Annotated in this window: 15 protein-coding genes; 10 read left to right on the top strand and 5 right to left on the bottom strand. The window is 32.9% G+C overall.

What is annotated here, in order from left to right; genetic code table 11:
* Positions 1 to 41 precede the first annotated feature (41 nt).
* From ACE193_RS05810 to ACE193_RS05765, 10 genes are all read left to right on the top strand, one after another.
* Positions 42 to 1,103 carry a fatty acid desaturase family protein gene (locus ACE193_RS05810; protein WP_375562062.1) on the top strand — a complete coding sequence of 354 codons (1,062 nt, stop codon included), beginning with the start codon at positions 42 to 44 and terminating at the stop codon, positions 1,101 to 1,103.
* 294 nt (positions 1,104 to 1,397) lie between these two features.
* Entirely contained in the window at positions 1,398 to 1,952 is a 555-nt protein-coding gene (locus ACE193_RS05805) for an acyl-CoA thioesterase (RefSeq protein ID WP_375562061.1), read from the top strand.
* Between the two features lie 165 nt (positions 1,953 to 2,117).
* Positions 2,118 to 2,996, top strand: a complete 879-nt coding sequence (locus ACE193_RS05800) for a helix-turn-helix domain-containing protein (protein WP_375562060.1) — start codon at positions 2,118 to 2,120, stop codon at positions 2,994 to 2,996.
* Positions 2,997 to 3,074: 78 nt separating this feature from the next.
* Entirely contained in the window at positions 3,075 to 3,923 is an 849-nt protein-coding gene (locus tag ACE193_RS05795; RefSeq protein WP_375562059.1) for an NmrA family transcriptional regulator, read from the top strand.
* A 3-nt stretch (positions 3,924 to 3,926) separates the two neighbouring features.
* Positions 3,927 to 4,310: a DUF5367 family protein gene (locus ACE193_RS05790; protein ID WP_375562058.1), complete on the top strand. Its 384-nt coding sequence runs from the start codon at positions 3,927 to 3,929 to the stop codon at positions 4,308 to 4,310.
* A 387-nt stretch (positions 4,311 to 4,697) separates the two neighbouring features.
* Positions 4,698 to 5,438, top strand: coding sequence for an RluA family pseudouridine synthase (locus ACE193_RS05785; RefSeq protein ID WP_375562057.1), 741 nt, complete (start codon positions 4,698 to 4,700; stop codon positions 5,436 to 5,438).
* A gap of 66 nt (positions 5,439 to 5,504) precedes the next feature.
* Complete coding sequence (gene coaD / locus ACE193_RS05780; RefSeq protein ID WP_375562056.1) at positions 5,505 to 6,005, top strand: pantetheine-phosphate adenylyltransferase; 501 nt, start codon at positions 5,505 to 5,507, stop codon at positions 6,003 to 6,005.
* 132 nt (positions 6,006 to 6,137) lie between these two features.
* Positions 6,138 to 7,895, top strand: coding sequence for an ABC transporter substrate-binding protein (locus tag ACE193_RS05775; RefSeq protein ID WP_375562055.1), 1,758 nt, complete (start codon positions 6,138 to 6,140; stop codon positions 7,893 to 7,895).
* 97 nt (positions 7,896 to 7,992) lie between these two features.
* Positions 7,993 to 8,568, top strand: a complete 576-nt coding sequence (locus ACE193_RS05770) for a YqgE/AlgH family protein (RefSeq protein WP_375562054.1) — start codon at positions 7,993 to 7,995, stop codon at positions 8,566 to 8,568.
* Between the two features lie 93 nt (positions 8,569 to 8,661).
* Complete coding sequence (locus ACE193_RS05765; RefSeq protein WP_375562053.1) at positions 8,662 to 10,155, top strand: GH3 auxin-responsive promoter family protein; 1,494 nt, start codon at positions 8,662 to 8,664, stop codon at positions 10,153 to 10,155.
* Between the two features lie 29 nt (positions 10,156 to 10,184).
* Here the strand turns inward: ACE193_RS05765 and ACE193_RS05760 are convergent, their stop codons facing one another.
* The 5 genes from ACE193_RS05760 to ACE193_RS05740 all read right to left on the bottom strand — a co-directional run bounded on the left by ACE193_RS05760 (position 10,185) and on the right by ACE193_RS05740 (position 20,792).
* Positions 10,185 to 10,754, bottom strand: a complete 570-nt coding sequence (locus ACE193_RS05760; RefSeq protein WP_375562052.1) for a hypothetical protein — start codon at positions 10,752 to 10,754, stop codon at positions 10,185 to 10,187.
* Between the two features lie 15 nt (positions 10,755 to 10,769).
* Positions 10,770 to 11,375, bottom strand: coding sequence for a hypothetical protein (locus tag ACE193_RS05755; RefSeq protein ID WP_375562051.1), 606 nt, complete (start codon positions 11,373 to 11,375; stop codon positions 10,770 to 10,772).
* Between the two features lie 95 nt (positions 11,376 to 11,470).
* Positions 11,471 to 19,453, bottom strand: coding sequence for an HYR domain-containing protein (locus ACE193_RS05750; protein ID WP_375562050.1), 7,983 nt, complete (start codon positions 19,451 to 19,453; stop codon positions 11,471 to 11,473).
* Between the two features lie 284 nt (positions 19,454 to 19,737).
* A complete protein-coding gene (rpmF, locus tag ACE193_RS05745) occupies positions 19,738 to 19,950 on the bottom strand; it encodes a 50S ribosomal protein L32 (RefSeq protein WP_375562049.1) in 213 nt (70 codons plus the stop codon).
* A gap of 185 nt (positions 19,951 to 20,135) precedes the next feature.
* Positions 20,136 to 20,792: a DUF177 domain-containing protein gene (locus tag ACE193_RS05740; RefSeq protein ID WP_375562048.1), complete on the bottom strand. Its 657-nt coding sequence runs from the start codon at positions 20,790 to 20,792 to the stop codon at positions 20,136 to 20,138.
* Positions 20,793 to 20,949: the final 157 nt, after the last annotated feature.

The following is a 20,949-nucleotide window of genomic DNA, read 5'->3' as shown; positions in this document are numbered from 1 at the left end:
TAAAACGATAGCTTGGAAGCTATCGGCTACATTCTGAAACTATGAAACAAAAACATCTTCAAGTAGAAAAAGACAATCAACTTTTCAAAGAAATTTGCACCAAAATCAATCAAGAATTAGTCTTTGATAAATCTGAAAAAACTAAAATTGCTGTTTTTTTAGTGATAAAATTTTTAGTTTATTTTTCTTTGATGGTTGTCGTTTATAGTTTGCTTTTTATTGTTCAAAATCCAATTCTATTTTTGATTTGCTTTGTGAGTTTTGGTTTTGTGTCACTACTTTTTGCGTTTAATTTCTCTCATGATTTTTCTCACAATACTGTTTTTAAATCTAAAAAGCTGAATAACTTCTGTTTTACGGCTATTTACACACTTGTAGGCGCACATGCAGCAGCTTGGAAAAAACGTCATGTTCATTCTCATCATTTTGCGCCAAATGTAGAAGGCTATGATTCAGATTTAGAAATTTCTCGTTTGATTCGTGTTACTCCAGAAAGTAAATGGTATTCATTTCATCGTTTTCAATATATTTATGCATCTTTTGCTTACACAACATATTCCCTTTTTTGGATTTTTGTAAAGGATTTTGTGATTCTTTTTTCTAAGGATTGGAACAAAGGTTTTTCATATCACTTTGTTTTTTGGTATCAAAAAGTATTTTATCTGACTTATATTTTAGTTTTGCCCTTACTTTTTTCTTCTTTTTCTGGGCAAAATTATCTACTTGTCTTTACAGGATTTTTATTGATGCACAGTTGCCAGTCGCTTTTTCTGCTTTTTACATTTTTTATGACGCATCACGTCGAAACAACACATTATCCCACAACCGATAAAGACGGTTTTATAAATTCGTCTTGGCTGATGAATCAAATCAAAAGTTCAAACGATATGCACCCTTTTAGTGAACCTGCTAATTTTATTTTTGGAGGATTTAATAATCATATTGCTCATCATCTTTTTCCAAATATTCATCACATTCATTATCCAAGACTGAATCGTATTTTGTATAAAATCTTAGAAGAAAATGGAATTTATCCCAACAAAACGAGTTATTTTGGTGGTATTATTTCGCATTTGAGGTTATTGAAAAGTAGAGGGAAATGAATTGAATCATAAAAATACATCTTATAAGACAACATGAGTGACATTTTTCAAATTCTGTAAATTGACCAATTTTTGACAAAATAATAGTTTGCTGTTTTCCATAAAGTAGGATTTGCAAACCCTACTTTATGGAAAAAAGACATTTACACAGAATAAAATTTGGCAAAAATTTGCCTTTTTTAAAATGTCACTCATGTTGATAAGAAGTCAAAATTTTTATTTGGTATTTAGATTTAAGCAAAATTTTACTTTATTTACATTTACACAAATACATTTTAAAGCTCAAAAAAACACATGAACAAAAAATTCAAACACATCAAAGACTCTAAAGTAACGATTACACAATTAATGCTGCCTTCTCATTCTAATTTTAGTGGGAAAATTCATGGAGGTCATATTCTAAATTTGATGGATCAAATTGCTTTTGCTTGTGCTTCCAAACATTCCGAAAATTATTGTGTAACTGCTTCTGTAAATAGAGTTGATTTTTTGCATCCAATAGAAGTCGGCGAGTTGGTTACTCTGAAAGCCTCTATTAATTTTACTGGACGGACTTCTATGGTGGTTGGTCTGCAAGTAGTTTCTCAAAATGTCATTAATGGAGTAACTAAACATTGTAATTCTTCTTATTTTACAATGGTGGCTAAAGATGAAAATGGAAAAAGTACGCCTATTCCAGGGATTATTCTGACTACAAAAGAAGAAATAAGACGTTTTGCTAGAAGTATCACAAGACAACAAGAAGGTAGAAACAGAACTTCTAGGTTCAATAGTAGAATATTTAAAGTAGAAGATTATTTACACCTTTTTGAAAACAGTAATTCTAAAATTGAATTGAAGGAGAAGTAGGAAGAATATATTACAAATGAGACAATTATTTATTAACTCACTTATTAAAAGTGAGTGTGAGCAATTATACGAGAAACAACAGAGGAGATTTTGAATAGTACTATCCAATTTCTTACGAAATAGCCCCCTAAGTATAGTGAATATTAATAATTAAATTACTTAATAATGACAACAGATATTATAGAAATAAATAATTTTATTGTTTTAATAGAACAATCCAATGCCGAAAATACTATCATTCAGAAGTGTGATATAGAGGGAGAGACCCTAGGTTTTGCTTTCTATAGCTCTGGCAATGTAGAATTAGAAATAAAACATCAAAATCAAACTAAAATAGTAACAAACACAACAGGTATTGCTATTTCTTTTTTTGGAAATACTAGAGTAGAATTCTCTCATAAAATAGAACCAAACAAACCTCTCCAATCTATTAGTGTTTTTTCAAAATTAAAAAACCTAAATACCTTATCTAAAGAAGAACAGAAAATTTTTAATGATTTTTTGCCAGAATTAATTAGTCCAAAAGAAGACTTTGTAGAAGGACCAAGATTTTACATGACCCCTTATATGCAAAATGCTGTGTATAAAATTATGACTACTACCTATAAAGGAAGCACAAGGCGAATGTTTTTAAAAAGCCAAGTGAATGAGTTACTTTCGCATTTTTTTGCATTTCTTGCTACCGATAAGAAAGATAGGTTAACGAATGAAGAAAAAAGCAAACTATTTATGGCTAAAGAAATTATGGAGAATAACATTTCTACCCCCCCCTCATTGAGTGAATTATCAAAACTTATTGGACTGAATAATAATAAACTAAAGAAAAATTTTAAAGAGCTTTTTGGCATACCTGTTTTTAAATTTTTGCAAGAAGAGCGTTTGAATAAAGCCTATGAAATGTTAAGTACTAATCACCAAAGTGTTCAGGAAGTGGCTTGGTATGTAGGGTATGATAGTTTGAGTTCATTTTCCAATGCTTTTTTGGGGAAGTTTGGAGTTCGACCTAATGAAATTAAACAACAGTTCCTCTTAAACAAATCATAATGCTTTTGAAACAAATGTAAAAGAAGAAATTTTTCCAACTTTGTATTATCATTAATTCACAAATAAAATAATTTAATTATGATACAAAGAAAAATTTTAGTTCTTGGAGGAAAAGGAAAAACAGGAAGCAGAGTTGTTGATCGATTACGCAACTTAGGTTATACAAATATTCGCATTGGCTCACGAAGCGAGACACCAGCTTTTGATTGGGAAAATCAGGATACTTGGTTAGCTGTATTACAAGGGATGGAAATTGTGTATATCACTTTTCAGCCAGATTTAGCTATTCCTTCTGCCTTAGAAATTATTAAACAGTTTACAACTCTTGCTGTTGAGAATGGGGTAGAAAAAATAGTCTTGCTGTCTGGAAGAGGCGAAAAAGAAGCACAACGATGCGAAAAGGCAGTAATGGATATTGCTCCAAAATGGACTATCGTTCGGGCAAGCTGGTTCAACCAAAATTTTAGCGAAAGCCTATTTCTTGACCCTATTCTTGTAGGACATGTGGCTTTGCCTAGAGCCAAAGCCTTGGAACCTTTTACCGATGCCAACGATATAGCTGATGTAGTAGTTCAAACCATTATAGATGATAAGCACAATGAAGAAATTTATGAATTGACAGGTCCAAGATTGCTAACAATACCCCAAGCTGTAGCAGAAATATCAAGTGCTTGTGGCAGAAATATTCAGTTTCAACCTCTGACTTTAGAAGAAAACGTAGAGCTTTTAAGGAGCTTTCAATTGCCTGAAGATCATATATGGTTAGTCAATTATCTTTTTGAGCAAGTATTAGATGGACGAAATGCAACAATATCTTCTGATATTGAAAAAGTACTAGGTAGGAAAGCAACCGACTTTTCAGAATATGCGAAATTAACAGCAGCTACAGGAATATGGAATCCAGCTATGCAAACTAATAAAAATTAAAAAATGAAATATTTACGAGCAATTTTCATAGGTGGCATGGTTTGGGGACTCATACTTCTGTCATTTGCCTTACTAGAGTTTATCCCTTCAATACAAGATTCGTTGTATTTACAAGCATTAATAGTGGGCATTTTACTAGTGCCTTTTGCAATGTTTGGAGCATCTGTTTTCTACAAGAATGGCAATAAAGAAAATGGAATGATCATAGGCATTATTATGGCACTTACAGCCTTAGTTCTAGATGCCTTAATTACTGTTCCATTGGTAGAAATACCTAAAGGGGGAAGTTATCAAAGTTTCTACTCCTTCCCTCTCCTTTGGTTTCTTGTCATAATAAATATCACAACAGTTTACTTTTTTTGGAAACTAAAAATTAAATTAAGCTGAAAAAATGTAGTATTCTATTTTAGGAATAGATACACTAAATAACAATGAATTGCATAATATTGCCAAAATGAGAGCTGACAGAAGTCTATTACCACTTCTGTCAGCTTTTTTTGTAGATAGCTGCACTAACAGTTTTTAAGTATCTATTTATAGTAATGAATGATTTATATATATTTGAACTCTAGCTCATGGTAAATCGTATTCATTATTATTAAAGCAAAAACAAGAAAAACATAAGTCGCTGATATTCAATTTTTTAAAAAAAGCACTACTCTGATTTTATTTTGTTTGAAGAAACTAAAAGAATCTAATTTTTGTATATCCATTTTTTTAAACAAATAATCTGTATTTTTGTGTGAATTTATATTAAATAAGAAACAGAGTAAAATGGCAATTACAGAAAAACCGTTCCGAGTTATCTACGAAGATAATCATTTACTTATCGTCAATAAAGCAGCAGGATTGCTTTCACAAGGCGACCATACAGGCGATGATTCATTAGTAGATGTTGCAAAAGAATATATTAAAGTAAAATACGACAAACCAGGGAATATTTTTTGTGGTTTGGTACATCGTCTTGACCGTCCTGTGAGTGGCGTAGTAGTACTTGCCAAAACCTCAAAAGGACTGGAACGTATGTCCAAACTTTTTAGAGACCGAGAAATCAATAAAGTATATTGGGCTGTTGTAAAACGCAGACCTCCTAATAAAGAAGACAAACTCATTCATTATCTTGAAAAAGACCCAAAAACAAACACTACACAAGCCTACGATGAGCCACAAGGAAAAGCACAACGAGCAGAATTGAAATATAGATATGTTGGAAAACTAAATATGTTTCATTTATTGGAAGTTACGCCTCTGACTGGCAGACCTCATCAAATTCGTGTTCAGCTCGCTGCAATCGGTTGTCCTATTCGTGGCGATATAAAATATGGCTACAAAAAACCTAACGAAGAAGGCAACATAAATCTTCATGCACGAAGAATTAATTTTATTCATCCTGTCAAAAAAGAACCTATAATTTGTGTAGCAGCTTTACCTCAAAATCCGTTTTGGGAAGAATTCTTAACTTTAGATGATTTTAAAATAAAAGATAAACAATTAGATTATCTATATTCAATGTAATTTTATGAATTGAACAGAGTTTTGAACTCTGTTTTATGATAATAAATCACAAATAGCAACATTATCATGGAGAAAGAAAATAATACACCAACAAAACATATTCCACGCATTGCCATTTTCCCAGGTTCTTTTGACCCATTTACAAAAGGACATGAAGATGTAGTAAGACGTGGACTTCATCTTTTTGATAAAATTATTATTTCTATTGGATTTAATAGTACAAAAAAACGTTTTTTTCCTTTAGAAACAATGGAAAAAATGATACAAGAAACTTTCAAAGACGAAGAAAACATCGAAATACAAGCCTATTCTGAACTTACAGCTCACTTTGCAAAAAAAAATAGTGCAAGATTTATTCTTCGTGGCATTCGAAATACGACTGATTTTGAGTATGAAACACCCATTTCTCAAGCCAATAAACACGTAGATTCGGATATAGAAACTGTTTTTTTGATTACTTCTCCTGAATATACCTTTATCAGCTCTTCTATTGTGAGAGAATTGTATCGTTATGGACAAGATGTAAGCAAATTTGTACCGTATCAACTACCTCCAGTAACCAGTTAATTTCTTTGGAGAATACTATTTATTACCTAATATGCAATTCTTAGCTTTCAGTATCTTATTATTTTTTATATTCAGTAATTGAAATTCTGTATTTTCACTTACCATTTATCACTTATCATTTATCACTATTTCATGCGTTTTACTTTATTTTTAAGTGTAATAGCTAGTTTGCTATTTATTTTTTCGCCTTTATCTTCTTTTGCTCAAGTAGATTATCAGAGTTATTACCAAAAAGGTAAAACAGAACTTTCTAACAAAAATTATTCGGCAGCTCGCCAAAGTCTAATTATGGCTATGCAAGAAAATCCTAATAATGGATTCTTTTATCCTGCTAGTTATCTTTATTCCATGGCAAGCTATAAAGGAGGTGACCTTGCAACAGCTTATACCAAAATTAGTGAGCTTTTAGCAAAAGCAAAAAATGCTTCCCTACACGCTGACCAATATCAAGAAATGCTTTATTTAGGTGGAGTAATTGCTTTCGAAAAAGACCAATCTTTACAAGCCATGACGTGGCTAGATGAAATCAAAGGTTCAAAATTGCGTGTAGCTGTTCAAAATTTAAAAGGAGCATTTTTACCTCAAAAATCTGTTGCAGAATTAAAATTATTATATCAAAAATTCTCAAAAGACCGTGCTTTATCAGAAGCTCTAGCTGATAAATTAGCAGGGCAAAATGAAACATCAGAAGAGGATACAAAATTATTGAAAGACATTGAGTTTGCTTATGGTTATACATCTCCCTATCAAAAAAAGCAAAATGCAGTATCAGATAAAGTTGTCAAAAAGAAAGAATATAATGTAGCTGTAATGCTTCCTTTTAGGTTACAAAATGAAAGTTCGGCTCGTGAAGTGCAATCATTTTTAGATTTGTATGAAGGAATGAAAGTGGCACAAGAAGACTTAAAAAATGAAGGAATTATAATCAATTTATTGCCTTTTGATACAGAAAATGATGCCAATAATGTAAAGCGTTTGGTTGGTCTTTCAGCCATGAAAAATATAGATATGTTTTTTGGTCCTTTATATCCTACTACATTTCCTATTGTATCCGATTTTGCACAAAAAAACAGTATAAATATGGTAAACCCACTTTCTTATACACCTGATTTGATTGAAGGAAAACGAAATACCTATCTTTTCGAACCTAGTTTTTATACACAAGCAAAAGCAGTTGCTGACTATTCGTTTGACTCCTTGAATGCTGATAAAGCCTATATTATTTATGGTGATTCTCGTAAAGATTCTACTTTAGCTTATGCTTATAAAAAAATTGTAGAAGAAAAAGGAGGAAAAATAATGGTGTTTGAGAAAGTGAGTGCTGGAAAAAGTACTTTTAATAGAATAAATTCTCTATTAAAACCGATTGCTTCCAAACCTCCAAGACTTAAAGAAGGCGAAACATTCAAAAAACCTGAAGGAGATACAACAGCTCATATTTTTGTAGCAAGTTCAGAACTGGCTGTGGCAGGATCTGTAATTAGTGTTTTGAAAACTTCCAGAGTAGATATTCCTCTTTTTATAGATAAAGATTGGCTCAAATTTGACCAAATTGATATGAATGATTTTATGGATAGGTCTGTGTTTTTTATCTATACCGATTATGTTAGTCCATTAAAAAATAAAGAATTTGTCAAAAAATATATCAACAAAACAAATCTTTTGCCTTCGGAATATGCTTATGTAGGTTATGAATCGCTCTACTTTTTTGGAAAAACGATGTACAAATATGGAATAAACTTTGAAAATCAATTACAACAAGAACGCTTTAGAGAAGGAAAAGTAATGATAGGTCAAAATTATTATGGTTCAAATGATAATCAACTTGTTCCTTTACTTCGTTTTGTAAATAATCGTTTAGAAATTGTAAACCATTTTTATCAAGATTAAATGATAGTTAATAATTAAAATATACAGAAAACATTATTAATTTGTAGTAATTAATTTTTCAATCTTTCATTTTTATAACCCCTAATATCCACTTTCAATGCAATTTTTTGACTCTCCTTTTAATGATGATAATGCTATACAAGCAGGCTTTTTCTTGTTAGCAGAACCTTTATTAGATGACCCAAATTTTGACAGGACTGTCATATTAGTTTGCCAACATTCAGAAGAAGGTGCTTTTGGCTTAGTAGTCAATCGTCCAACTGATATTAGTGTGAGTGAAGCAACTGATTTATTAGAAATTGAAAATAGATTATTTGTAGGAGGTCCTGTTGATCAGCACACAATGCACTTTTTGCATACTCTTACTTCATTCAAAGAAGCACTCACTATTTCAGAAGATATTTTTTGGGGAGGAGATTTTGAAGACCTTCAAAAACTTGCTTTAAAAGGGAAAATTACAGAAGAAAATTGTCGTTTTTTTGTGGGTTATAGTGGGTGGTCAGAGTTACAGTTGGAAGCAGAACTAGAAAATAATACATGGATTATATCAAAAGTAAATCCTAAAATTATGTTTGAATATGAGCCTGAAGACCTTTGGAGTGCAATTTTGAAGGAAATGGGAGGGAAATATAAAATATATTCAAACTATCCAACTGACCCACGCTTAAATTAAAAATAGCTCATAACTTCCAAACTATCAGAAAAAAATAACTTAACATCGACTTGCCGTTGTTGGTGTCTCCACCAACGACATAATTACCAAATTATGATTCGTTCTCTTCTTTCTCGTCCATTTGCTTCATACATTGTAAGTCAGCAAAAAAAATGGATTCAAAATTCGGAAAAAATTCAACATCAATGGTTACAGAAATTGGTCTTTGAAGCAAAAAATACAGCTTTTGGAAAAGACCATAACTTTGGCGATATCAAAAATTATGAAGACTTCAAAAAGAATGTTTCCATAAATGATTATGAAGATTTGCGTTCTTATATTGACCGTATTTTGAAAGGAGAACAAGATATTCTTTGGAAAGGAAAACCATTGTATTTTGCCAAAACATCAGGAACGACATCAGGAACAAAATACATTCCGATTACAAAAGATTCTATTCCAAATCATATCAATTCGGCTAGAGATGCGCTTTTGTGTTATATCAATGAAACTGGAAAAAGTCAGTTTTTAGATAAGAGCTTGATTTTTCTTTCGGGTAGTCCTGTTTTAGAGGAAAAAGCAGGTATTCCGTTGGGAAGGCTGTCGGGAATTGTAAATCATCACGTTCCTTCTTATCTAAGAACAAATCAAAAACCTTCTTACCAAACAAATTGTATTGAAGATTGGGAGCAAAAACTAGATAAAATCATTGATGAAACCATTCATTCTGATATGTCTTTGATTTCAGGGATTCCACCTTGGGTACAAATGTATTTTGACCGTTTGCATGAGCGAACAGATGGAAAACAGATAAAAGATATTTTTCCAAATTTTGATTTGTTTGTTTATGGTGGGGTTAATTTTGAACCTTACAGAAATAAAATTTACGAATCTATTGGAGAAAAAATAGATTCTATCGAAACATTTCCTGCTTCAGAAGGATTTTTTGCCTACCAAAATTCTCAACATGACAATTCACTTTTATTGCTTTTGAATAGTGGGATTTTCTTTGAGTTTATCCCTGCTGAAAATTTCTATGATGAAAATCCACCTCGTTTGAGTATTTCGGAAGTAGAATTAGATAAAAATTATGCACTTATTTTGAATAGTAATGCAGGACTCTGGGGATACAGCATTGGGGATACCATCAAATTTGTGAGTAAAGACCCTTATAAAATTATTTTTTCTGGTAGAATAAAACATTTTATTTCTGCTTTTGGAGAGCATGTCATTGGAAGTGAAGTCGAACAGGCATTGCGTTTCGCTTTAGACAAACATCCAGAAACAAGAACGACAGAGTTTACTGTTGCGCCACAAGTTACACCCAAAGAAGGTTTACCATATCATGAATGGTTTATAGCTTTTGAAAACCAGCCGAATGATTTAGAGAAATTTGCAACTGACTTGGATAATAAATTACAAGAATTGAATTCTTATTACAATGATTTGATAAGAGGTTCTATTTTGAAAAGATTAGTTATTCGCTGTCTTCCTGCTGAGGGTTTTCAAACGTATATGAAATCTATTGGAAAATTAGGAGGACAAAATAAAGTTCCTCGCCTTTCAAATGATAGAAAAATTGCTGATGAGTTGGAAAAAATTATTTAAGTTTACGTAGTAGGATTATACTTATTGAATTAGATTTGTATGGAAATAGTATATTTATCCTTTTCCCAACAAGGTTTTCCTCCTTTTTTATTTCTGCTTTCTTTTATACAGTTTTTTATTTTTTCTCTGTTTTTAGAAAGAGGCTTTTTAGAATTGATTTGATAGATGGTTAATTCTGGTTTCATTTTCAGATAAATGTCAAAAACAAGTTCTTCATTTTCTTCTATTTCAAATTTGAAATCTAAACGTTCTGAATAATAACTTTCTACATTTGCTTTATATTTGCCTTTAGGAATTTCCATTTCAAAATTTCCATTTAATTCTACATCTATCATTGTTTCAAAATTACCCTCTAAGTTTATTATCTGCAACACATAAAACTCTCCCTGACCGTTTTTATTTGAAACAATACCACTTATTTTACTTTTTGTAGTTTCCTTCTTTTCTGTCTTTACTTTACTTTTATCGTCAAATGAAAAAACATATTCATACTTGAATTCTGAATTTTTGTCTATTCTATAAGAATGATTTTTTCTACTGCACGAATTAAAAGCGAAAAGAATTAGAAGTAAAAGAAGAGAGGTTTTGTAGATTTTCATAAGCGTTTTTTTAGATTAAATACTACTTGGGAATTGTTCTAAAATCCACATCAAAAAAATTACAGATGATAAACATATCATTGAAATAAAATAAGGATTACTAAATTTAAAACCTTCTTTTTTGATGCTTTTATAAAAACTCACAAAAAACCAAATCAAAAGAGGAATAGAAACAAAGAAATAGAATATTAGTAAAAAAGCTATAAAGAAAAGTATATTACCCATATCTCCTCCATCATGCCATCGTGTCCAAAATATAGGTTTTAAATTATTTTGTTCTAAGAAAATATCCCATTCTAATTCTGTTTCGAAAAAATGGGATTCATAGGTAGTTTCATTGAAAACAAAATAATTACCCAAATCTATTTCTGCTCTAATTCTATCATTAAAAGAAGGTGAACAGCTACATTTTCCTATGATAAAACCCTTATAAAAATACCATGTATCTAGTCCTGTTAATTGTTCTTTTCCGTCTGCTCTCAAAGTATTTCCTGTCCAATTATCTATTTCATTTCCATAAGGTGTGTAATATGTTTCATCTGCTAAACCAATCATCCCCCATGTTTGATTATAAACTAAGGAAGCAGCAAACAGCAAAAATAAAATTATGTATTTTTTCATTAGAATAAGTAGGTAAAATAATCCTTAAAAGTAAAAAATCTCTTCCTTATTTTTCAACAAGAAAGAGATTTTTAATAAAATTATCAATTTAAAAATTAATAAATCACAGTAACTGTTCCTGTGCGTTTAATAGTTTGGCTATTATCGGCAGGGCTATTATATGTGATTTCGTAATAATAAACGCCAGCAGGAACTTGTTTTCCTTTGTACTGTCCATTCCAAAACTCAATTTCATCAGACGAGGATTCAGTATAAGATTCGTGCATAATCATTCCCCAACGGTCAATAATTTTGATACGAAGATTTGCATAATAACGTCCGAAAAGTTCCCATTCATCATTAAAATCATCATTATTTGGTGTAAATGCTGTTGGAATATAAAGTTCGGGTTCGCAGCTTGCCTTTATTACCAAACTCGTCATTGCATTACAAGAAGTTTCGTATTCTGCTGTTACTCTGACTAAATAATTTCCACCGTATTTAGTTTTCAAGAGTGAATCTTCGCCTACAATTTCGCCAGTTTCATCTAGCCATTGATAACGGTATCTTGCCGTAGAATCGTAGTTTCTAATTTTTACTCCTAATTCGTGGAAAATCAATTTTGACTCTTCATCTTCAAAACAAAGAACAGTGTCTATTGCTGTCAATTTAGGTGGGTTGATATATGAAATAGTAACCGAATCGGTATAACTACATTCATTTATTTTTACTTCTACATAATATTTTCCACCAAAAGTAACTGTAATAGAATCACTTGTTGCTCCTGTACTCCATAAATATTCTGCTCCAAAAGGACGAGGCGCACCAATAATTGTTGTATCGCCTTTACAAAGTTGCTGGTCTGCACCCAAATCAATTTGAGGTTGAGCCAAAACAACGACAGTATCAGTAGAAGAACAACCTAAAGTATCAAAACCAGTAACCACATACATCGTCGTATCAGTTGGATAAACAACAACCGTATCGCCTGTTTCGGTAGGAGTGTGCGACCACGAATAAGAAGCTCCACCACTTGCAATAAACTGAATTGAATCACCTACACAAATACTGACTGTATCAGGTTTATTAAGTTTGATAGTCGGAACACCTTTGAATTGAACTAAAATACTTGTTCCTAAGCTATCACATACATTTTCGCCATCGCCATAACTTCCCAAAACAGTATATCTAAATACACCTGCTGAATCGGAAGAAACTGTAATTGATTGCGTTGTTTCGCCTGTGTTCCAAGTAAAATTAGTTGCTCCTTCGGCTGTAAGTGTGATTTGTTCGCCTACACAAACAAGCGTATCTGATGCTGTGATAGTTGGTGTTGCAGACCTTGAAAAAGTAACTGTAATTAGACTTTCTATTCCACAACGTCCACCACCTAGCGTATCATAAACGCCTACTTTGAAAGTTTGAGGTTGATAAGTAACATTCGCAGAATCTTGTTTGAAAACGTGCAGAGCTAATGTATCAATTATTTCTCCTGTTGTTTCGTTTGTCCATTCATAAACATAACGAGGCTGATGAGAAGGCAAGAAAGCATCTACTTCTACCGAATCGTTTTCACAAATAACAAGCGTTTCAGGTACAGATAATTCAGGAACATTGACTACTCTAAATTTGATTGTATCTGCACTTGCTCCACAAAGATTAGGAGAATTGAAAGTGCCATTGACAATAAAAGTGTAATAACCTGCTTCTGTTGGTGTAACTTCAATGGTTGAACTGGTTGCTCCATTACTCCAAGTATAAGCATCTGCGCCTGTTGCTGTAAGTGTTTGAGTTTGACCTAAACATAACGTTTTTATGAAAGTAGAATCAATCTGAACTCCTGTTTTTCTATCAAAACGAACAATTACAGTATCTAAAACAGAACAACTTCCACCACCAGTAAGATTTGGGTCACTTACTTTTACCTCAAAACGATTTGAAATATAATTATTTACCATTTCATAATTGATAGCAATTTTTGAACTTGTAGAAACGACTTGATTGCTTTCAATTATTCTCCATTGATAATTAAAATTATTATTGTGTTCTGGACGGAAAGCATTTAAAACTAATGAATCTCCTTCACAAAGACGAAGTGTATCGCTAGTTGCAGAAAGTCCTAAATCAATATTCGGACGAACAAATACTTCAACGGATTGAGAATAGGTACAATTTGCATCTGTGTTATTATCTATTACGGTAGCTGTATAAATTCCACTTACATTTACAATAGCTACTTTATTAGAATCAGAAGTAGAAACAATGCCATTTCCAAACCAATTAATTGTCATATTTCTGACATTCGTTCTTTCAATACGAAGCGTATCAAAAGTAGAACAATTTGGGCTTTCATGTCCTGTAATTACAAAATCTGGAGTAGGAGTAAAATTAATACGAATGGTATCACTTATTCTACAACCTCGTGGATCTTGAGCGACAACGCTATATGTATTTTCTGCTGTTACATCAAGAACTGAATCTGAACCAATTATTGTATTTGTTCCTGCAACATACCATTCATAAGTTGTTCCTGCAAGGTGTGATAAATCACTTCCTACCAAACGATAAGGCAAGTCAGCAGGGTCGCAAATGGTTTTGTCTGCACCTAAATTAACAACTACATTATCATCGTAATTTCTGACTTTTACTCTATTACTTGTATTCGAACATCCTGTAACTGTATTAGTAACATTTACAAAATAAGTTCCTGTATCAAGGGCTAAAAGTGTATTGTTTCCATTTCCTACCGAAACGGCTGTACCTGTTGCATCTAATTTTTTCCAATCAAAAATATAATCGGCATTTGCAGGAACAGTCAGAGTTGCAGTGTCATTTTGACATTTGAATCTATCAACTCCTAAATCAACAACTGGCAAAGGATTTACAATAACAGTCATTTTTCGTGTCGTATCTGGGCAGCTATTAGTCTGACCAATAACCCAAACTTGGTCGCCATTTTGGAATGTTCCAACTGGTGGCTCATACGTAGAACTTGTCGAAACTTCTACGCCATTTCTATAAAAGACATAACTTGTTGCGCCTGTTGCTTCAAAAATAGTAGTTTCATTGGTACAAATAACTGTATCAGGCGATGAAATAGCTACTGTTACAGAGGCAGGATTGCGTCTTACATTTACAACTTGTGTTTTGGTTACTGTATTTCCTGCTCCGTCGGTTGCTGTCCAACGAACATTTGTAGTTCCGATTGGGAAATTTGCAGGAGCATTACTTGTAACATCTGCAATCGTACAATTATCACTCGTTGTTGGTGGAGTAAGATTATTTGTTGCTGTACAAGCTCCTATATCTGTCAATAAATTTACAGGAACAGGATTTGTCATTGTTGGATTGATTCTATCCAAAACCAAGACAGGTTGTGTAGCTGTTGCTGTATTTCCTGCATTATCCGTTACTGTCCAAATTACATCTGTATTTCCTAATGGAAAAATAGAAGGTGCATTATTAGTAACAGTTGCAACTCCACAATTATCTGCTGTTGTAGGAGTTCCTAAATCAACACTAGAAGCTGTACAAATTCCTGCATCAGTAGAAACGACTACACTCAAAGGAGCTGTAATAGTTGGGTTCTCTGTATCTGAAATAGTTACTGTTTGAGTTGCCGTAGCTGTATTTCCAGAGTTATCTGTTACTGTCCAAGTTACTGTTGTAGTTCCTAATGAATATGTAGCTGGTGCAATAGGTGCATCATTCGTAACACTTGCAACTCCACAATCATCGTTTGTTGTTGGTGTTCCCAGTACTACAGCATCAGTACAACTCAAAGTCAAGTCTGAAGGAGCTGTAATTGTTGGATTGGTTACATCATTTACTGTTACTGTATTTGTTGAAGTGGCTGTATTTCCTGCTGCATCGGTGACTGTCCAAGTTACAGTAGTTGTTCCTTGTGGGAAAGCTGTCGGAGCATCATTTGTAAGAATTGCACCTGTACAGTTATCACTTATTGTAGGATCTACTAAAACTACATTTTGAGGACAACCAACAGAAATATCTGCTGGCGTAGAAATAGTAGGGTCTTGGGTATCATTTACAGTTACAGTTTGTGAGGCTGTGGCTGTATTTCCTTCAAAATCTGTAACTGTCCAAACTACTGTCGTAACTCCATTTGGAAAAACAGTAGGCGCATCATTTGTTGTACTATTAATTCCACAATTATCACTTGAAGTAGGTGTTCCCAAAACCACATCATCAGGACAACTAACATTTACATCAGCAGGTGCTGTAATAGTTGGATTTTCATTATCTGTAACAGTTACTATTTGAGTAGCAGAAGCTGTATTCCCTGCTGCATCGGTTGCTGTCCAAACTACATTTGTAGTTCCACTTGGAAAAACTAAAGGAGCATTATTTGTAATAGTTGGTGTTCCACAATTATCATTTACGGTTGGTGTTCCTAAAGCGACTCCAGAAGCCGTACAAATTCCTGTATCTGTATCTGCTGTTACAGTTGTAGGTGCTGTAATTGTTGGGTTTTGTGTATCTAGTTCTCCTCGTCCTTTTATATCAAAAGTATAAGTTGCTTCATCATTATCATTACTCAAAATAGTAAGTGTTTGAGTTTGATTACCATCAGTAGATGGGTCAAAAGTAATAACTATATCTTGACTATTTCCTGCTGCAATAGTCAAAGGAAAAGTAGGTAAAGGAAATGTAAAATCAGTTCCTGTCACAGAAATATTACTGATATCTAAATCAAGAGTTCCTGTATTTTGGATAGTAAATGTTTTGCGAATAAAACCATTACAAGTAAGCTGACTTCCAAAATCAGTATTATCTGCAAGACTTGGTGTAATATCCCCACTCAAAATAGAAACAGAATTACCTACCACATTTATTTCAGGGGCATTTATCGTAACAGTTACGGTATTCAAAATTCTTTCACAACCTGTTACTGGATTTGTTGCTACTACTCTAAAATCAGTAGTAGAAGTTAAATTTCCTGTTGGAATAGAAAGCGTTCCTCCTGTTCCTGTTTGTGGTGTGCCTATGTTAGCATTACTATTCGAAACGTCTTGTAATTGGTAGTTTACAGTAGTTTGTGAATTAGGAATTTCTATATTTGAAGAAGCTCCTAAAGCGATAATAGCAGGGTTTGCAATTATCGTTCTATCCAATGGCAAAGGCAAAACAGTAACATCAAATTCTGCACTTGTAGTAAAAGGGTCAGAACCAATTACACGAACTCTATAATTAGTAGAAGGTGTTGCTGATGCAGGAATAAATAAGGAAATCGGACTATTAAATGTATTTTCAACTAAAGGAATAACAAAATTTCCATTTTCATCAGATAATTGAGCTGTAAATGTATTTCCTGCACCAAAAGCACCCGAAAAAGTAAAAGGAACACTAATAGTTGCTGTTGGACAGTAAGTTATTGGTGTAATTGTTCCTAAAGTAATGGTCGGAATATTACAAGGTGTAGGCGCAGTAAAAGCATTCGTTTGAGTAAATGTACAAGCTGCATCGGCTGAAAAAGAAACTGTTATATCTACAGAGTTTCCGTCGGCTATAAGTCCTGTAAGTGTTACTGTTTGAGGACTTGTAGTAATAGGAAAGTTTTGACCATTGACAACTAAATCTCCTGTTACTGGTGGCACTACGTAAGTAACTGTAACATCCTTAGAGTAAAGATTTGTTGTTGCATCACAAGTTCCAGTCGATCCTTCTGTAATTGCAGAAATTGTACAAGGAACTACAACAGTAACCGTTGTAGTATTTAAAACTCTTTCACAAGTCGCTGTATTTGTTGCAATTACTCTAAAGTCTGTCGTAGCTGTTAGGTTTCCTGTTGGAATAGAAATCAGTCCTCCTGTTCCTGCAACTGGCGTACCTACATTGGTATTTCCTGCTGTTACATCTTGTAATTGATAGCTTACTCCTGTTTGAGAGTTTGCAATATCAATATTTGCACTTTGTCCTGTATTTACTGTATTCGGATTTGCAATTATTGTTCTATCTAAAGGAAGTGCATTAATAGTCAAGTTTGACGAATTAGCACTAATAAGACTAGGACTAGAAGAAAAAACACGAATTTTATAAGCTGTACCATTTGCTGCTGTGTTCGGAATTGTGATACTTATCGGACTTGTTCCTGTACCAGTTGCAATAGAAGCAACAAAATTCCCTCCTGCTGATGATAATTGTGCTGTAAAAGTATTTCCTGCATTAAATGTTCCTCCTGTTGTATAAGGAACACTAATTGTTTCTCCTGCACAATAGGTTGTTGGTGTAATTGTACCTAAAGTAATTCTAGGTTCGCAAGCTGCTGGTGCAGTAAATAAAGCTGTTTCTGTAAATGGACATGTTCCGTTTGCTGAAAAAGTAGCTGTTACATCTACGGTTGCTCCATCAGAATTTAACCCTGTAAGTGTTACTGTTTGAGGACTTGTAGTAAGTGGAAATGCCTGTCCGTTTACTACTAAATTACCACTAGAAGGTTCATTTGCAAACGTTACGGTTACTTGTTGAGTATATTCATTGGTAGTTGGGTCACAAGCTGTTTGTGTTCCTGCTGTAATAGCTGTTATATCACAAGGTAAATTTGTTTCAATAATTACTGAAAAATCTTCAGCTTGTCCTTGATCAACTGTACATGAAGTAGGGTCTGTATTTCCTTGAAAATCGCCTACTACACGCATACGTAAAGGTTGATTAAATGGAACTCCTGTTGTCGGAATGACTACACTTGCAATGTGTTCTATGCCACTATTAGACACTAAAATTTCTTCTCCTGCATCTGCAAAATCTCCGTCATTATTATAATCAATATAAGCTCTTACTTTATGAGAGTTAGTAAAAAAGCTATTAACTCTTAGTTCGTGTGTACTTCCTGCAAGAACAGTTGTTCCTTGCACACAACTTCTATCTACATAACTTCCTTCATCATCTGCTGCCCCAGAAGTAACATCAATAGTATTAAAACGTACCCTTTCCATTCCTGAAAAGCTAGGTGTGCCTGTTGTTGGAATACAAGCAATGGCAGCTAAAGAAGCAGGAGGTGGCTCACTTCCTAAAGAAGAAATAAGCCCAGGTCGTTGTGTTTCTAAGGCTGTACGCATACGATTTTTTTGTCCTAATGTAAATTTATCTTGACAACCCGAATATGACATCGTATTTTCCAAAACTGTCAAATCTGCATCACATACATTCGTTGTACACTGAAAATGATCAACATCATGAGGAGCTGTATCACATACAAAATCTCCTTGTGTGGCACAATCTGCATTTGGAGGACAAACACCTACTCCTCCACTTCCTTGAAAAGTATGAGATAATCTCAAAGCATGTCCAATTTCATGAGGAAGAGTAATTTCTCCTGGATCTATTTGTGTAGCAAGCATGACTGTGCCATCTACATCTGAACCAGCACCTGGGAAATAAGCATAACCTGCTGTAAATGAACCTATTGTTCCGTCTGCGCCATTCAGTTTATTTACAATCCAAATATTATAGTATTCTGTATTTGACCAACGACTTAAATCTTTAATTTGTATTTCGGGTACACCTGGATTTGCTCCTCCAGTAGAAATACCATTTGCTGTATATCCTGTTACACCACTTGCATCTACTCTATTTATTCCAGTTGTTGCTGTACAATTTTCCGTTCTTTGTGCTAATTCAAATTGTATTTCTACATCTACGCCACCTGCTGTATTGAAAGGAGCTTGATTTCGGTACATTTGATTAAGGTAGGCTACCATATCATTAATTCTTGCATCAGTTGGATTATAGATAGAACCTACTGCACCTCCTGTGTGCATAATATGTACTACCAAAGGAATAATAATCAAATCGCCTTCTCTTCTTTGATTTGGGGTGTTTTGAATATATTCTCTCAAATCATCGTTCATCTTTTTATAGTTTTCTCTATAGGCTGGATCTTCTGCCATTTTTCTCTGATGAATAATATCAGTTGCACACGGTTCTGGCTCGCCTGCTTGATGATTTGTTCTGTCAAATTGAGAATAAGACAAATGAGAAAAACTAATAAAAAACAAGAGTAGTACTAAACGAATAGCATTCCTTTTTTTAGGAAAATTAGAACAGCAGTTCTGTAGGTAAAGTATAAATTTATTGGACATAGCTTGGGTTTGTAATAATAAATTAGGAAGTAAGCAAGATTAAATCTAGCAACATCTGTAGTTTAGGCAAAAATACAAAAATGTTAATGAAATAGTTGTAAAATCATAAAATACTCATAACAAAGATTTTGCTATACTTGAAAAAAACAAAATAAGAACTATATTTTATGGTTTATAGTAGCTATAAAAACGTCTAGAAATTATAAATGCACAAAAAAACCTCACTTTCTATTAAAAATAAAAAATAAGGTTAGTTATTTGAGACAATAAATAAAAACTAGAGGTTAGTCTTCGTCTTCATCTATTACTACTTCTTTTGCAAGTTCTGCAATCATTTTTCCTTTAAGGTAAAGATTGCCTTCGTGATAATAAGCACGGTGTTGTAAATGCGCTTCGCCTGTATTTGGACAGATAGAAATCGCTTTAGTATCACATTTGTGGTGTGTACGACGCTTATCACGGCGTGTTTTGGAAATTCGACTTTTAGGATGTGCCATAAGATTTTTACTAAATTTTTAAAGAAAGACTGCAAAGATGAAGATTTTTTGTGTAAAAACAGAATTCAAGCTCTATTTTTATCACTAATTTCTCAATAAATATTTTTAGGTCTTTCTATTTAAGGTTCAACAATATTTTTAAAGACCTGTTTCTACATCTTGAAAACTATAAAATTCAATCAAATTTAATTTTGATTATTTTTTAAGTTTTTCAAAATATTCCAACGTGGGTCTATTTTTTCCTCTTCAGAAGAAGAATCAGCTTTATCTTTGCTATTCTTTTTTTCTTCTTTTTTATCTGTTTCAGAGGAATAAATGAAATTGATTTTTTTTGCTTTTTGCTCAGACTTATCATTAGACTCTTCGTCATCCAAATTATCTAAATCTTCACTTTCAGAGTATTCATCATACTTGTCGTCTTCTTCCCAAAAACGAGGGTGTAACTTTTTCATTGGAATATCTAACATCAAAAACTCATGCAAAAGCTCACCTACATTGATGTTTGGCGTTCTACGAGTAATTAATATAATCTCTTCAGTAAGTTCTCGTTCTTCCTCACTGTATTTGTAGAGAATAGTTTCATCGACATCTACTTCATAATCAAATTCATCTAAAGAACGGTCACAGACCAGCTCTATAGTTCCATTGATAATAAAAGTAGCACGAATAAGTTGTTCGTTTTTTTCGAGAATGACTTCAGCATTACAATCTCCTTTTTCAACAAATCCATTTAGATGCTCCTTGACATAAGCAAAGAATTCATTGTCTAATTTGAAAGTAAAGGAATGCGAACCTAGTTTGAGCGCAATAATATCAATTTCGAAAGTGCGTAAATCTTTCACTTGATTTTTAACTTTTTGATTAAGACCACAAAGATACCATTTTCTATCGAAAAACAAGTGCTTTTTTTATAAAAAATAATTTTTGATGAAATAAAAATTAGACAAAACGATTCGACTAAAATCTTGCAAAACTCATTTTATTTTTAGATTTTACAAA

Origin of the sequence: Bernardetia aquimarina (assembly GCF_042180575.1) — a bacterium.
Classification (GTDB): domain Bacteria; phylum Bacteroidota; class Bacteroidia; order Cytophagales; family Bernardetiaceae; genus Bernardetia.
The sequence above is the reverse complement of the archived record's forward strand: the minus strand, read 5'-3'. Positions and strand labels throughout refer to the sequence as shown.